Source organism: Flavobacterium panici, assembly GCF_903819335.1.
GTDB lineage: Bacteria > Bacteroidota > Bacteroidia > Flavobacteriales > Flavobacteriaceae > Flavobacterium > Flavobacterium panici.
Window position 1 is genome coordinate 244,049 of sequence record NZ_CAIJDE010000044.1, and the last position, 15,169, is coordinate 259,217.

At 34.2% G+C, this 15,169-nt stretch carries 18 protein-coding genes; 4 read left to right on the forward strand and 14 right to left on the reverse strand.

Annotated elements, in window-relative coordinates; all coding sequences use genetic code 11:
* Positions 1 to 12: 12 nt before the first annotated feature.
* Positions 13 to 1,440, reverse strand: a complete 1,428-nt coding sequence (locus FLAPXU55_RS13575; RefSeq protein WP_180858315.1) for an L-serine ammonia-lyase — start codon at positions 1,438 to 1,440, stop codon at positions 13 to 15.
* Between the two features lie 318 nt (positions 1,441 to 1,758).
* Here FLAPXU55_RS13575 and FLAPXU55_RS13580 point away from each other — a divergent pair, with 318 nt between their 5' ends.
* The 3 genes from FLAPXU55_RS13580 to FLAPXU55_RS13590 all read left to right on the forward strand — a co-directional run bounded on the left by FLAPXU55_RS13580 (position 1,759) and on the right by FLAPXU55_RS13590 (position 5,055).
* Positions 1,759 to 3,906, forward strand: a complete 2,148-nt coding sequence (locus FLAPXU55_RS13580; protein ID WP_180858317.1) for a cation:proton antiporter — start codon at positions 1,759 to 1,761, stop codon at positions 3,904 to 3,906.
* 90 nt (positions 3,907 to 3,996) lie between these two features.
* A complete protein-coding gene (locus tag FLAPXU55_RS13585) occupies positions 3,997 to 4,674 on the forward strand; it encodes a DUF2625 domain-containing protein (protein WP_053471819.1) in 678 nt (225 codons plus the stop codon).
* A gap of 18 nt (positions 4,675 to 4,692) precedes the next feature.
* On the forward strand, positions 4,693 to 5,055 hold the full coding sequence (locus FLAPXU55_RS13590) for a VOC family protein (protein ID WP_180858319.1): 363 nt from the start codon (positions 4,693 to 4,695) through the stop codon (positions 5,053 to 5,055).
* Positions 5,056 to 5,133: 78 nt separating this feature from the next.
* Here the strand turns inward: FLAPXU55_RS13590 and FLAPXU55_RS13595 are convergent, their stop codons facing one another.
* From FLAPXU55_RS13595 to FLAPXU55_RS13615, 5 genes are all read right to left on the reverse strand, one after another.
* Positions 5,134 to 5,814 carry a mutarotase gene (locus tag FLAPXU55_RS13595; RefSeq protein ID WP_180858321.1) on the reverse strand — a complete coding sequence of 227 codons (681 nt, stop codon included), beginning with the start codon at positions 5,812 to 5,814 and terminating at the stop codon, positions 5,134 to 5,136.
* Between the two features lie 5 nt (positions 5,815 to 5,819).
* Positions 5,820 to 6,188 carry an iron chaperone gene (locus FLAPXU55_RS13600; protein WP_180858323.1) on the reverse strand — a complete coding sequence of 123 codons (369 nt, stop codon included), beginning with the start codon at positions 6,186 to 6,188 and terminating at the stop codon, positions 5,820 to 5,822.
* Positions 6,189 to 6,342: 154 nt separating this feature from the next.
* Entirely contained in the window at positions 6,343 to 6,810 is a 468-nt protein-coding gene (locus tag FLAPXU55_RS13605; protein WP_180858325.1) for an SRPBCC family protein, read from the reverse strand.
* 166 nt (positions 6,811 to 6,976) lie between these two features.
* Positions 6,977 to 7,927, reverse strand: coding sequence for a polysaccharide deacetylase family protein (locus FLAPXU55_RS13610; RefSeq protein ID WP_180858327.1), 951 nt, complete (start codon positions 7,925 to 7,927; stop codon positions 6,977 to 6,979).
* A gap of 5 nt (positions 7,928 to 7,932) precedes the next feature.
* Entirely contained in the window at positions 7,933 to 8,325 is a 393-nt protein-coding gene (locus FLAPXU55_RS13615; protein WP_180858329.1) for a DoxX family membrane protein, read from the reverse strand.
* A gap of 84 nt (positions 8,326 to 8,409) precedes the next feature.
* On the opposite strand from FLAPXU55_RS13615, the gene FLAPXU55_RS13620 reads away from it, so the two are divergent.
* On the forward strand, positions 8,410 to 9,246 hold the full coding sequence (locus tag FLAPXU55_RS13620; protein WP_180858331.1) for a helix-turn-helix domain-containing protein: 837 nt from the start codon (positions 8,410 to 8,412) through the stop codon (positions 9,244 to 9,246).
* 18 nt (positions 9,247 to 9,264) lie between these two features.
* Here the strand turns inward: FLAPXU55_RS13620 and FLAPXU55_RS13625 are convergent, their stop codons facing one another.
* The 8 genes from FLAPXU55_RS13625 to FLAPXU55_RS13660 form a co-directional block, all read right to left on the reverse strand.
* Positions 9,265 to 9,846, reverse strand: coding sequence for an LOG family protein (locus FLAPXU55_RS13625; protein ID WP_180858333.1), 582 nt, complete (start codon positions 9,844 to 9,846; stop codon positions 9,265 to 9,267).
* A gap of 228 nt (positions 9,847 to 10,074) precedes the next feature.
* On the reverse strand, positions 10,075 to 11,199 hold the full coding sequence (locus FLAPXU55_RS13630) for a lactonase family protein (RefSeq protein ID WP_180858335.1): 1,125 nt from the start codon (positions 11,197 to 11,199) through the stop codon (positions 10,075 to 10,077).
* A gap of 149 nt (positions 11,200 to 11,348) precedes the next feature.
* Positions 11,349 to 12,452, reverse strand: a complete 1,104-nt coding sequence (locus FLAPXU55_RS13635; RefSeq protein ID WP_180858337.1) for an MBL fold metallo-hydrolase — start codon at positions 12,450 to 12,452, stop codon at positions 11,349 to 11,351.
* 2 nt (positions 12,453 to 12,454) lie between these two features.
* On the reverse strand, positions 12,455 to 12,877 hold the full coding sequence (locus tag FLAPXU55_RS13640; RefSeq protein WP_053471739.1) for a DUF1801 domain-containing protein: 423 nt from the start codon (positions 12,875 to 12,877) through the stop codon (positions 12,455 to 12,457).
* Positions 12,878 to 12,883: 6 nt separating this feature from the next.
* On the reverse strand, positions 12,884 to 13,933 hold the full coding sequence (locus FLAPXU55_RS13645) for a serine hydrolase domain-containing protein (RefSeq protein WP_180858339.1): 1,050 nt from the start codon (positions 13,931 to 13,933) through the stop codon (positions 12,884 to 12,886).
* A gap of 101 nt (positions 13,934 to 14,034) precedes the next feature.
* Complete coding sequence (locus tag FLAPXU55_RS13650; protein WP_180858341.1) at positions 14,035 to 14,403, reverse strand: nuclear transport factor 2 family protein; 369 nt, start codon at positions 14,401 to 14,403, stop codon at positions 14,035 to 14,037.
* Positions 14,404 to 14,478: 75 nt separating this feature from the next.
* On the reverse strand, positions 14,479 to 14,694 hold the full coding sequence (locus tag FLAPXU55_RS13655; RefSeq protein ID WP_180858343.1) for an ArsR family transcriptional regulator: 216 nt from the start codon (positions 14,692 to 14,694) through the stop codon (positions 14,479 to 14,481).
* 11 nt (positions 14,695 to 14,705) lie between these two features.
* Positions 14,706 to 15,134, reverse strand: coding sequence for a hypothetical protein (locus tag FLAPXU55_RS13660; protein ID WP_053471735.1), 429 nt, complete (start codon positions 15,132 to 15,134; stop codon positions 14,706 to 14,708).
* Positions 15,135 to 15,169: the final 35 nt, after the last annotated feature.

Sequence of the window (15,169 nt, forward strand, 5' to 3'; positions counted from 1 at the left end):
AAGCAAATATTTTTAACAATCCGCCATGTTTACCGCAATGGCAAGTCCGCCTTCAGAGGTTTCTTTGTATTTAGAGTTCATGTCTTTTGCTGTTTGCCACATCGTATTAATTACTTTGTCTAACGGAACTTTTGCATTTTTGGAATCCGTTTCAAGAGCCAATTCAGCAGCATTTATAGCTTTTATAGCGCCCATTGTATTTCTTTCGATACACGGAATTTGAACCAAACCACCAATTGGATCACAGGTTAAACCAAGATGATGTTCCATTGCAATTTCTGCCGCCATTAAAACCTGAGCAGCAGTTCCGCCCATTAATTCGCAAAGCGCCGCCGCTGCCATCGATGACGAAACGCCAATCTCTGCCTGACAACCACCCATTGCAGCAGAAATCGTAGAACCTTTTTTAAAGATACTTCCAATTTCTCCGGCAACCATCAAAAATTGTTTGATTTCTTTTTCGCCCGCATCATGATTTTCAATAACCAGATAATACATTAAAACAGCCGGAATAACACCAGCACTTCCGTTTGTTGGAGCTGTAACAACGCGGCCTAACGAAGCATTTACTTCATTTACGGCCAATGCAAAACAGCTTACCCATTTTAAAATCTGACGAAATTTTACCTCCGTTTTTCTGATTTCTTCCAGCCATGATTGCGGATTAGTATAATTGGAAAGTCCAATTAAATTTTGGTGCATATCAAAAGCTCTTCTGCGAACATGCAAACCGCCCGGAAGGATTCCTCCGGTATGACAGCCAATGTACATGCATTCCAGCATTGTATTCCAAATGCGCATTAATTCGGAATGAATTACTTCTTCAGAACGCATTGATTTTTCATTTTCATAAACAATCTCAGAAATCGATTTGTTTTCAGAAACGGTATAATTTAAAAGCTCAACCGCATTTTGAATCGGAAACGGAAAAGCACATTTTATGACTTCTTTGATTTTGGCATTTTCACGTTCTTCTTTTACAACAAAACCGCCGCCAATAGAATAAAAAGTAGATTCGTATTCAGAATCATCATTTTTATAAGCCGTAAATTTTAATCCATTTGCATGGAAAGGAAGAAAGTCTTTATTGAAAACAATATCCTGAAGAAAATAAAACGGAATTTTATATTCATTTGCAAGATTGATCTCGTTTGTATCTTCAATGGTTTTAATAATTCCGGCAATATTCTCGACTGGAATATATTCAGGATCCTGACCACTCAAACCCAGCATAACAGATAAATCAGTCGCGTGGCCTTTTCCAGTTAAGGAAAGAGAACCGTACAAATCGACTTTTACACGTTTAACCTGATCTAAAATTGATTCATTTTTTAGCTCTTCTAAAAAACGTTCGGCGGCTCTCCACGGACCTAAAGTATGTGAGCTAGAAGGGCCAACGCCAATTTTAAGCATATCAAAAACAGAGATACATTCTTCCATTGTGCAATTTTTGTTAAGACAAAGATAATTGAATAATGCAATGAAGAATTAATTTTGAATGTTAATCTTGCGTATTTGTTAAAAAAAATATTAAATTTTATTAATTCGGCAACGAAATAAATTTAATTCCTTAATATGTGGTTTTCGTAAAAAGTTCACCTTTTTTAGGTATTTTTGTAAAGATGCAACTATCAAAATCTGCTGTTTCTTTTAATTACCAAAATTGAAAATTAACCGAAACGTCAGATGATTTCGTTTTAATTCTACCAATGTCTTTTTACGAAAATTTAGAATACCATAAAAAGATAAAATTATATTATGATAGAATTTTTCAAGCATTTTTTACACGAATTTGAATTACCTCTCAGCAATCCAGTATTGATTTTCTCTTTAATACTTTTCATTATTCTGCTGTCACCTATTTTACTTAAAAAAATAAATATTCCGGGAATTATCGGTTTAATTATTTCGGGCGTTATCATTGGGCCTCACGGGCTTAATATTCTGGCTAAAAACTCTGCTGTCGATTTATTTTCGACAATCGGGCTTTTGTACATTATGTTTATTGCGGGTCTGGAATTGGATATGAATGAGTTTAAAGCGAACCGAAATAAGAGTTTATTATTCGGATTTTTTACGTTTATCCTGCCGCTTTCTATAGGCTTTCCGGTTTGCTTTTATTTACTGCAATACGATTTCAACGCCAGTTTTTTAACGGCTAGTATGTTTGCTACACATACTTTAGTAGCATATCCAATTGTGAGTAAACTTGGAATTGCAAAAAATCAGGCAGTTGCCATTACTGTTGGAGGAACTATTTTAACAGATACTGCCGTTTTGATCATTCTGGCCGTAATTATGGGCAGCAGTCAGGGAAGTTTAAATCAGGCGTTTTGGATCAAATTAGGTGTTTCATTGGCGATTTTCTCTGCCATAATGTTTTTATTGATTCCGAGAATTGCCAAATGGTTTTTCAAAAAACTGGAAAGTGAAAAACACGCCCATTATATTTTTGTTCTTTCTGTAGTTTTCTTTGCGGCCTTTTTGGCAGAAGTAGCAGGAGTAGAGCCTATTATTGGTGCTTTCGTTGCCGGTTTAGCCTTAAATCCTTTAATTCCGCAATCGTCGGCTTTAATGAACAGAATTGAATTTATAGGGAACTCTTTATTTATTCCGTTTTTCTTAATTTCTGTTGGAATGCTGGTTGATATCAGCGTAATTTTAAGCGGGCCAACTGCTTTAATTGTTGCCGGAACTTTGAGTGTTGTGGCTATTTTTGGAAAATGGATCGCAGCCTTTTTTACACAGGTTGTTTTTAAATACAGCAAAACCGAAAGACAGCTTATTTTTGGTTTGAGCAGTGCGCACGCCGCTGCAACTCTGGCCGTAATTTTAGTGGGTTTTAAAGCAAAAATCCTGGATGAAAATATCTTAAACGGAACTATTATTTTAATTCTGATTACTTGTATTGTGGCTTCTTTTGCAACCGAAAAAGCGGCTAAAAAAATAGCGATCTGCGAAGAAGAAATTTCACATGCAGACACAGATAAAGATCAAATTTTAGACGAACATATTTTAATTCCGTTAGCAAAAACTTCGGCAGCAGCCAGTTTACTGGATTTTGCACTTTTAATAAAAGATAAAAAATCATCGAATCCAATTACGCTTTTGACTATTGTTCCAAATAACGATCAGGCTGAAAAGAACATTTTAAAATACCGAAAAGCAGTTGATAAATTTGTAATTCAAGGTTCGGCATCAGAAGTAAAAATAAATACGATTGCAAGAATTGACCACAATCCGGCGAGTGGAATTGCAAGAACTTCTAAAGAAATAATGTCGGATATTGTAATTGTGGGCTGGCCAAAGAAAACAGGTTTCCTAGATAAAATTTTTGGAGAAAATGTAGATTCAATTATAAACAATGTTGACAAAAGTTTGTTTATCAGCAGATTTCAAAAAACATTTATTGAAGATAAGAGACTGGTATTTATTTGCCCGCCATTTTCAGAAAGAGGAATTGGATTTCAGCTTTTATTACAAAAAATATGCAGGTTGTCGCAAGAACTAAGTATTCCGATTGTAGTTCATGCCGAATATAAAACGCATCAAACCATTCAGCAGATTACTAATAATCTTCGATTGAATGCGAAATTAGGTTTTAAAAGTGTAATGGAATGGGATGATTTTGAATCAATTTCAGATGAGATTCGTGAAACTGATTTAATTGTTTTCAACTTATCGCGAAAAGGTTCTGTTTCATATCATTCTATCTTTGACAGACTTCCGCAAAAATTCGAAAAATTCTTCAGCAATAATAATATCATTCTGGTTTATCCGCAGGACGATCGTAAAATCAGTTCTATGGATGCCTACGAAGATTTTACCGCATCGCCGTTAACCAAAAGTCTGGAAGCAATTGAACAGATTGGCCGCGGTTTAGGAAGTATTTTGAAGAAGGGTTAGATTTAAATAATTATAAGCCATTAAATGATACCAAAGTTTCCGTTACTAGTACTGACATTTTTAACTTTTGCAGCGACTGCACAAAACAAAATGAAAAAAGCCGAAGAACTTATAGATAAAGCAGATCCGGGCTGGACTCTTGTAGAAGACTGGATTAAAACAGCAACAAATAAAGTGGAGGTTTTACCGGTTGATGCTGTAAAAGCAAAAGACGCTTTGTACAAAACTCAGGTGACAACCCGCTCGACAATGGGAGCAGTTATTTTTAATACTGGAGGAATTTTAATTGATGATGGGTGGATTAGGATTTTAGGTTCCGGAAGTTCAAAATTTAATCGTTCACTGCCAGATTGGAACAAAGGAAAAACATTTAATGAGTTTGGAGAAACACCTGCTTTTTTATTAATTGCCGATGATGCAATTGGAGGTTTTTATTTTTTAAATGGAGGAGGATTAGGAACTGATGTTGGGAAAATTTATTATTTTTCTCCTGATAATCTGGAGTTTGAACAGCTTGATATTACCTATTCTGAATTTTTAGGATTTTGTTTTAGCAATAATTTGGATAAGTTTTATGAAGGCAACAGATGGAATGGATGGAGAACAGAAGTGTCTAAATTAAAAGGCGACGAAGTGTTCAATTTTTATCCATTTTTATGGACTGCCGAAGGAAGTGATATTAATAAAAACTCACGAAAAATAATTCCGGTTCAGGAACAATACAGTCTGAATTTAGATTTACGAAAACAGCTTGGGTTTGATAAATAATTTCAAAAAACAATAAAAATGAACCACAATATAAAATCAATCCGACCATTTATTGGCGCTAAAGATTTTGAAGTTTCGAGAAGTTTTTATCACGATTTAGGATTTGAAGAAGTAGTTTTAGAATCTAATTTTTCGGTTTTTAAATCAGGTGAAACTGCCTTTTATCTCCAAGATTATTATGATAAAAACTGGATTGAAAACACAATGATTTTTATTGAAGTTGATGACGCAGATCGTTATTATAAGGAACTTTTAGCCTTAAACTTAACTGAAAAATACGGCGTAAAACTAACACCAACCCGCCATTTAGAATGGGGAAGTGAATGTTTTCTGCATGATCCGTCTGGGGTATTGTGGCATTTCGGAACATTTAAAAAATAAGGTTGCCACGAATTACACGAATTTGCACTAATTTTTATTTTTAATTCGTGGAAATTCGTGTAATTAGTGGCAAAAAAATCACAACTCAAAATCCTTCAACAGTATTGTATTTTCTTCTCTCTGATACCAATCATTAAATACTAATTCCAGTTTATCAGGTGTGAATTCTCCGAAATTATAATCCCGAAATTGCTCAACAACTTCAATTAATTTTTCAGGATTTTGAAGCTTTTCTGTAAAACGCATTACAGTAGAATGCGCTGTAGCAATTGAATATCGGCTGTCGATACTTTGTTCTAAAGTTGAATTTCTAAAATTCTCCCGAAGTTTATTTCTTAAAGTATTCAAAGTTTCATCCGAAGGAAATCCCTGAATCATTATTGCAGAATTTGAAGCCGTAACACCGCGAAATTCAATTTTGATTTTGCTCAAATCTTCTAAGCTTTTTTCAATGATTTTGATATAATCCTCAACATGAATTTTATTCAGATTAAAACCTTCATAACATGAAATAATCGACATTACTGTAATATGAATATCAGAATCAGGATAATAATATTGGTTAGGTTCAATTGCTTTTAATTCATTTAAAAACAGCTGAATATTGCTTTTTATTTTTTCGTTGGGGCGGAGGAGAAGCGTAATGCCAAATCGGGAATCTGAAGGATCATTTATTTTAGAATCTAAGCTGTAATTTTGCTTTAAAATGGATTCAGAAGAAGTTTTATAAAGCTGATTGTAATGTTCTGTTAAATCCATTTTGGTTATTTCTTTTTCGCTTTTTCCAGATTTTGCTTTACTCTAAATTTTACAATTTTAGTAATTAAATCGTACGGCATTTTTTCTTTTAAAGGAAATTGAACAGAACCTTTTCCTGATTTATATTTAGAAAGTTCTTCGGCAAAAGCTTCGTGACCGCTTGGCAAAGCATACAATCCGATATGATTTTTAAAAGCCGCGAAATAAACCACAATTCCGTTTTGCTCAAAAGCTGGCATCGAATAACTGATTTTTTCTTTGGCATCGGGCGCTGCTTTCTGAATCGTCATTCTAACTTTCTCTAAAATTTCCTGAACATCATTAGGGAATCCGCCAATGTATTCGTCGATATTTTCGGGTTTCTTAGTTTCCATTTTTAGCGAAGTTTATTTTTAAGTTTATTTTTTTGAATCTCGCAAAGTCGCGAAGGCGCAAAGTTTTTTTAGCTTGGCGTTCTTAAGGCAAAGCCTCTAATACTTTAAAAACTTTGCGAAAAATCTTTGCGCTCTTTGCGTTAAAAATCGCATTTTATGCTAATCCTTTTGGGAATCTGTCTAAAACTAAATTTAGCTGCAATTGATGTTCCAGATACGCTTTTGCTCCGGCTAAAACTAACGTAAAACCTTCGGTAGAATTGCGAACCTGATCGATAATTTTATCTGAATCTCCCTTTAAACCTGAATTTGTTATGCTTACAAAAGTTTCATTTTCGTTTAACGGCGTAAAAATCCATTCTACCAAAGTCGTTTCATCAGGATTTCCCCATTCAATAACAATCTTTTTATTTTCCTGTAAAACTAATGTCGTAACCGAAAGCGAAAAACCATACATTTCCCAAGTCCATTCCGTTTTGTTACCTTCTTCTAATTTTCCGGAACCTTTTGTAAACCAAAATTTACTGGTAATTTCCGGATCAATAAAAGCCTGAAAAACTTCTGAAACAGGTTTTCTAATCAGCATTTCGGCTTTTGCGAATTTGTTGTTTTCTGGTTTCATGATTGATAAGTAAAATGTGAGAGATGAAAATGAGTTGATTTTTGGACTTCTAATTTAAGAAAGAAATTCCAAAAAAGGGAATAAAAAAATCCACACAAGCTTTTTAACTCATGTGGATTATAATTTTATGTGTGAGAAGAAAAATTCCAAATTCCAAATCTGCAATTTACTCTCTGATGGTAGTTTTATCATGAAGCGCAATCTCTGCAATTTCGTCTTTACGTTTAAAACTCACACCTTGATGCTGCTGCATATATTTTATAAGGTCACTTGTCGCTTTTACCATTTGCGGAGTTCCGCCAATACGATCATGAAAACTAATTGACATTTGTCGGCGTTGTGTTTCGCTTTCGGCGTATAATTGGTCAAATTCCATTTTGGCTTGCTGTAAAAATTGATCTGCCGAAAAGTTTTTCCCTTCAATCAAAACAATATCATTGCATCGAATAGTATACGGAACAACTGCAAAATCTTTATTTTTTACCTGAATAATAAAAGGTTCATCCCGACTAAGATCGTCAATATGATATTTGAATCCCAATTCCTGCAGAATCTCAAGCGTATTTTGTCCTCGGCGTAACCAGTTTGCATTATAACCAACAGGAGTAAAACCGGTAACTTTTTTTATGGCGTCGACACCATCTTTTATAAACTTTTTTTCTTCGTCATAAGGCATCGTGTATTGTGTGCTCCAGCTCATTCCGTGTGCAGCGGCTTCGTGGCCTCTTTGTACAATTTCTTTGGCTAATTCAGGATTTTTTAAAACCGCAGTTCCAACCATGTGCGACGTTACTTTTACACCTAGTTTATCCCAATTGTCCAGCATACGAGGAACGCCTTCTTTATATCCATATTCGTACCAGGTTGCGGCAGGAAGATCAATAAAGCCTTTTTGTATATTTTGAGGAAATGGACTTTCGGCATTTTGCGGTTGTCCTCCGGCTTCAAATTGCATCGAAATCGAAACCACTAATCTTGAACCGTCTGCCCATTTTGTTTTTTGCGGAGAGAAAATTGGAGCATTTTTTGAAACTTCTGAAAAAGCTTCTATAGGATTTATCATTCCAACCATTCCTATTATTCCCGTTTGTTTAATAAAATTTCTTCTAGAACTCATACTATTTATTTTTTAATTAAGGTATCAATAGCCCAGCTATTATAAGCTGCAAAATGCAATAGCAAAGCAAAAAAAGCAATGTGAATTAATTGTGATGGAACGGCTTCCCAGTTCTCAATCATCGAAGTACCAAACAATAAGACCAGCATAACAACAGCTCCGGCAATTAAAGCTGGTTTGGTAAACAAGCCTAATAACAACAAAAGACCAATGGTAAATTCGGCTATTGGTAAAATATAACTAAACGGTGTTACAAGGATTTTTGGCAGCATTGAATTTTCAAAAGTGCCAACCATCCAATTACTGAAAGTTGTAAGTTTTGGCAGTCGGACTAATCCGTGGCCAAACATGCTGATTGCAATTGCAAGACGTAATAATAAAAAAGAGGTTGTTTCCATATTAAGTGATTTTATACTACAAAGTTGCGGATAACAGCTTTTTAAAATTTGTACAATCATTGGAATAATTTGTACTTTTGCGAGATGGAAATTAGAAATTTATACCATCCTTTTGAACTTCAGTTTTTAGAAGTTTTAGAATATGAAGCGAAAGAACGTAAAAATACTTTTTTTGAAATGGTTTTTGTTCTCGAAGGAAAAGGAACTCAAATTATAAACGATCATCGATGGCCTTACAGCAGCGATAAGTTTTTTTTAATCTTTCCGCAAGATACACATAGTTTTGAAGTTACAGAGAAAACGAAATTTTTCTTTATACGATTTCACGACAGTTATCTTAAAACACAAAGCAGCGACTGGATCCAAAAACTTGAATTTATTTTTCACAATCACAACCACAGGCCAGGCTGTATTTTAAAAACAGTAACAGACAAACCTTTGGTAAGGGCAATGATTGAAGCACTTATTAGAGAAGAAAGTACTAATTTTCCGCAGCAGCAGGAAGTAATTAAGCAAATTCTAAATACAATTATTACAATTGCAGCCAGAAATATATCGCTTATTGCGCCTTTAAACCTTAATCAAAACAACGTAGTTCCCAGTTTGGATTTATTGAATTATGTACATCAGAATATTTATCAGCCGGAACAATTAAAAGCGTCGAATATGGCGGCAGCATTTAATGTTTCATCAACTTACATCAGCGAATATTTTAAAACCAAAACAGGGCAGAGTATTCAGGAATACACAATGGCTTACAAAGTAAAATTAATCGAAACGAGATTAAAATTTACCAATATGCAGATTAATGAAATTGTGTATGAATTTGGTTTTAGCGATGCAAGTCACCTGAATCGCTTGTTTAAAAAACATACGGGATTGAATCCAAGTGACTATAAAAAGCAGTTTAAAAGAGTTTAATTGAAGGTAAATCTAAATTTAAACTTTGTCTTTTTCAATCCATTTTCCAACCGTTGGCGGAGTGTAATTTTTCATTTGGTTTAATAAATCGTCAATATCATCGCTTACCAAAAGCATTTTTTGATTGGCTTCTTTCAATAAACCCTTTTCACTCATGGTTTGAAGTAATTCTAAAAGCGAATCATAAAATCCGTTGATGTTTAAAATTGCGATAGGTTTTTTATGTAAGCCTAATTGCGCCCAAGTCAGCATTTCAAAAAGCTCTTCAAGAGTTCCAAAACCACCCGGAAGCGCAATTACACCGTCGCATAAATCATTCATTTTGGTTTTGCGCTCGTGCATGCTTTCTACCAAAATCAATTCGGTTAAACCTTGATGTGCAATTTCTTTTGATCTTAAAAAATTTGGAAGAACTCCAATTACAGTTCCGTTTTCGCTCAAAGCTCCATCTGCAACAGCGCCCATTAAACCCACATTTGCTCCGCCATAAACCAAACCAATATTTTGTTTGGCTAAAGTCTTCCCCAATAATTCGGCTTGTTCTTTATATATTTCTTCGGTACCAAAACTAGATCCGCAGAAAACAGTTATTTTTTTCATTTTTTATAATGTTATTTTATAGCGTTTTTATAGTTTGTTTTTTGTACATAAAGTTTGTCATTTCGACTGAAAGGAGAAATCGCACTCGTAAATCGACAAAGATTGGCGATTCTCGTTGCGGAATTACTTGTGCGATTTCTCCTTTCAGTCGAAATGACAAAACCTCTGCGTAAACCCGTTTCAATCCGTAAAATCCGTGTGCCATCCATCCATCCATCCATCAAGCAATCAAATTCTTCTAATCTGCACACAAGAAACGTTTTCCATTTTAATTTCTTTTCCAGTTTTCTTCAATAATCCGGTTTTAGGATTTCTTCTAAAAACGATAATATTTCCAGAAATAACATTTGTAGCAACTAAGAATTTTCCGGTTTCATCAATGGCAAAAACTCTTGGATGTTTTCCTAAAGTCGATTGATAACCAATGTTTTTCAATAATCCATTTTCATCAATAGAAAAAATGGCAATGTTATTTTCCTTTCCGCGATTTGTGGCGTATAGAAACTTTCCGTCTGGTGAAATATGAATGTCAGAACTCTCAAAACCTTCTTTTATTTTATCAGGATGTGTCGCAATACGCTGAATTTTATTTAAAGTTCCGTTTTCATAATTATAAACACTTATTTGCCCCGCCATTTCTTCAATACAATACCCAAATTTTTGATTTGGATGAAAAGTAAAATGTCTTGGTCCGGCTTCTAAATCCGTTTTTGCAAATGGAGTTTGAGCTTCAGTTAAAGGCTGTTTTTTATTTTCATCAAAAGCATAACTGCGAATTTTATCGGCACCTAAATCAGGTAAAAATAAATAATCGAATTGAGGTGAAAATATGGCCGAATGAATATGAGATCTTGTTTGTCTTTCCTTATGTGTACTTCCATCCATATATTGAAAATTCTGCGCTATAGAATCAATTTTTCCGTTTTCCAGAATTGGGAAAACCGAAACACTTCCTTCTGTATAATTTGCATTTGCAACCCATTTTCCGCTTTTGTGAACCGTAACATAAACCGGATTTTCACCGCCGCTTCTCTGGCTGTTTAAAAAAGTCAGACTTTTATTTTCTGGATTAAATTCAAAACTACTTATGCTTCCGGCATTTGGCGTTTTGGTATCCGTGCAGGCATAAACATATTTTCCATTTGGCGAAACAGTCAAATACGAAGGATTTATAATGTCTTTTGCTGAGGCTATTTTTGAAAGTTTTCCGTTTAAAGTATCTAATTGATAAACCTGAATCGCTTCTGCCGTTTTATCTCGATTGTATGATCCTAAAAACACATAAGTATTTTGAGAAAACATACTGCATGTTATCAGAAATACAATCGTTAGGAAGTTTATTTTTTGTTTCATTTTTTTGTGTCAGGTTTTTCAAGTTTCAAGTCTTGTCAGGCTGAGCGAAGTCGAAGCCCTTTGCGTACCCTTCGACTTCGCTCAGGGTGACAAAGGAGTGTTTCAAGTTTCAGGTTTTCAATCTAAAATCTAAAATCTGCAATCTAAAATTATTTCACCCCTTTCCACCATTGCTTAAATTCCTGATTTTCATTTTTCAGTTCAACTAATTCTCCAATCATTGGTGTAATTAAAGGAACTGGATTTGCTGAATTTGCATTTAGTTCTGTAACTCTAATTAAGGGCTCATCCCAGGAATGCAGTGATAATGAAAATTTTGACGAATGAACCGGAAATGCTCTTTTTGCTTTTAAATCTTGAATCGCCTGTATCACATCTTCGGGCATATTATGAATGTATTTCCAGTTTTTATTGTATTGACCGTTATCGATTAAAACAATATCAAAAGGGCCGAATTTCTCGCCAATTTCTGCAAAATGCTGGTCGTAGCCGCTGTCTCCGCCCAAATACATTTTAAAATCTTTGGATTCTAAAACAAAAGAAGTCCAAAGTGTATTGCAGCGTTTAAAACTTCTGCCAGAAAAATGTCTTGACGGAGTTGTATAAAGCGTTAGATTTTCGTCTAATTCTATTTTTTCATGCCAGTCTTTTTCGATAATATTTTCTTTTGGAAATCCCCAAAACTCAAAATGAGAACCAACGCCAAGTGCTGTGATTACTTTTTTAGTTTTCGGCTTTAGCTGAAGAATTGTTTTATAATCTAAATGATCATAATGATCATGTGTAAGCAGCAAATAATCAATTTCAGGAATGTCATCAACGGCGTAAATATCTGTTCCTTTAAACGATTTTGTAGTTCCCGCAATAGGAGAGGCGTTACCGCTAAAAACAGGATCGATTAAAAATCGTTTTCCTTCTAACTGAATATAATAAGAGGAATGTCCAAACCAAACTAAAACATCCTGATCGAGAGGAATTTCGTGTAAATTGGTTTTGACTGACGGAATTAAATCGGTTGGGATTTTCCTGTCGACTTTTTTGAAGAAAAATTCACTTAAAACGCTAAAATAAGTCGCGCCTTCAGCAAGATCTGGTGTGAAATTTTGGTTTTCGAATTTTCCGTTTTTATATTGAGGCGATTTTTCAATTAAAGCTAACCTTTCGCCGGAAGGCTTTTTTCCGAATTTTGGATGTTGTAAAAAATTGTAAACGAGAAGCACTATTATTAATAGTACGATTAAGAATGTGATCATTTTTATTTTTGGGGATATAAATTTTTAACTTCTTCAATCGAAAGCGAAATAATCTTTTTTAAGATTTCAACGTCGATATCAGCTAATTTCTTGATGTAAATACATGCTTTAGATACTTTATATTTTCCTAAGTTTGAAAAAAGTTCTTCTCTCTTTTCTTCGGGTAAATAAAAATAAACTGTTGTTGCGGCTTTTCTGGGAGAAAAAGCGGCCAAAGGTGCGTCGCCTTCGTGTCCCGTGGCATATTTGTAATGATAAGTTCCAAAGCCAATAATACTTGGTCCCCACATTTTAGGTTCAAAACCTGTAATCGCTTTCATTATTTTTACCAGTTCAAAAGCATCATTTCTTTTTGCTTCGCTGTCTACAGTATTTATAAAATCAATAACACTGCTTTGGGTTTCTGCTGTTTTATTCTTTGCCATTGTCTTTTATTTTTGATGTACTAAATCGCTTTTCAGTAAAATATTTTTGATTTTAAATTCAGAAATATAAAACAAATCGCGGCTTTCGTTCATTTGATTTTCTAACACAATTAAGCTGACATCACTTTCAGGGAAATATAAATTTACTGATGAAAATCCGTCGCCTAAACCGGTGTGACCTACATATTTTACCGCTTCTTTCTCAATAATTTTAATTCCGTAGCCATAACCTTCATCTGCTTTTCCGAAGAAATCATGCTGTGCCGAAATATTATATTTCAACATTAATTGATACGTTTCCGGTTTTAGGATTTTTCCTTTATGAAGATTATTATTCCAAATCGATAAATCATTCACAGTAGAAACAACTCCGTCTGCGCCTAAACTTTGCGGTGTAATCTGTGTAGTTTTTACAGCTTCAAACTTTCCATTTGAGTTAAAATATCCCGTAGCTAAATTTTGGGTTTTATCTTTTGCATAACAAAAAGTATTGTTCATTTTTAATTTTTTAAAAAGAACATTCGCCACTTCGGTATAACTTTTTTTAGTACTTAATTCAACAATTTTTTCAGCAAGGCTAAAACTTAAATTTCCGTAGCTAAACTGAGTTCCGGGTTTAAAAGCCAAAGGTTTTTGCAAATCAATAATTCCGTGTGTATGATTTAAAAGCTGATGAACCGTAACCGAATCTGCCCACGGCTGCGTTAATTCCGGAAGATATTTTTTAATTGGAGCATTTAAATTGACTTTGCCTTTCTCAACTTCTAACAAAAGTAAAACCGCAGCAACCTGTTTGCTGTTTGACATGATCTCAAATTGAGAGTTTACCGTTAAAGGTTTTTTGGTTTCAAAATTGGCAAAACCCTTTGCTTTTGAATACACTGTTTTTCCATTTTTAGAAATCAAAACAACACCGTTAAAAACCGGAGAAGTTGTATGTTCAACCAGACTGTCAATTTTAGAAGTGTAAGCATCTTTCTTTTGTGCAGAAGAATAGCAGTATGACAAAAGAAAAGTCAAAAGTAATAAAGCAGGAATTTTGTATTTAAGGTTCATTTTTCAGTCTCGATTTTTTTTAGTTTTCAGTCGCAGTCGCAGTTTTCAGTTTTTGACTCAGTTAATAATTAACAATTCACCATTAACAATTCACAATTAATTCAAAACATTCCATTTTCATTAACCATTTCACCCGGAATAGGCTGTCCTAAATCCCAGAGTTCAATTATTTTATCTGATTCGAATTTAAAAATATGAACTACGACAAATCCCAAATCGGTTGAATTTTGTTTTAAATGCGAATGTACAGCGACCAAATCATGCTCAGCAATGATATGATGAATTTTAAAAATTTTATTTGGATTTTTTCTTGCTGATTCTTCCATTGCCAGCATTAAAGTCTGGGCATCTCCTTTAAAATGAATATTATGATGCTTAAAATTTTTGCCTACATAAAGTCTAAAGGCTTCATGCGGATGCCCGCTTGCAGCAAGTTTTAAGAAGTTTTCTACGATTTCTTTCTTAGTCATAATCTACAGGATTAAACAGCAAACTAAGTTATGAAATTTAGAAGTACTTTTTGAATTAAAAAAACCTGAAAATTTTTATAAATCTTCAGGTTTTATCTGTGTTATATCGATGCCTAATTTTGTGAATTCTTTTTCGCCTAAATCGGTAATATAAAAGTGTTTGTCGGCGGGATTTTTCTTGGCAATCCATCCTTTTTCTGCAAAAGTTACAGCGAGCAATTGACCAAGTTTTCCGCTAATATGTTCGTAACACATTTTTGCCGGTTTTTGTTTGGATGGTTTCCCGCTCATTTTACTGAATTTTAATAGGCTGTTTTCTGCGTCTTTTTACAAACTAATCTCAAGGCCAAATAGGCAGTTGGAATATAAGCAAAAACCAAATCTATAAAGGTAAACCACATTGGTGCTGGCAGAGAACAAACACTTACGATTCCGCCTAGTAAAAAGAAAGCTCCAATTACCAAGGCTAATTTCTTTTTATGATTAATCGCGATTAAAGCGGTTGTAACTGCTCCTGCAAATGTTCCGATTGCGTGAGCCAGAAATGGAAAAATAAAATGCTGTACTTCAAACAAATGCATTGTTTTTTGCAAACCTTCCATGGTTGTGTTGTCGACTCCATCTGGCGGTGGAATAATTGAACCGCTGATTAAAATGATACTCATATTAACAATACTTCCAATAATAATTCCGGCAATAACAGCCAAAGTATTCCTTAAAACGGGATTCATAATTTTGATTTTATTGTTACGAATATAGGAAAATT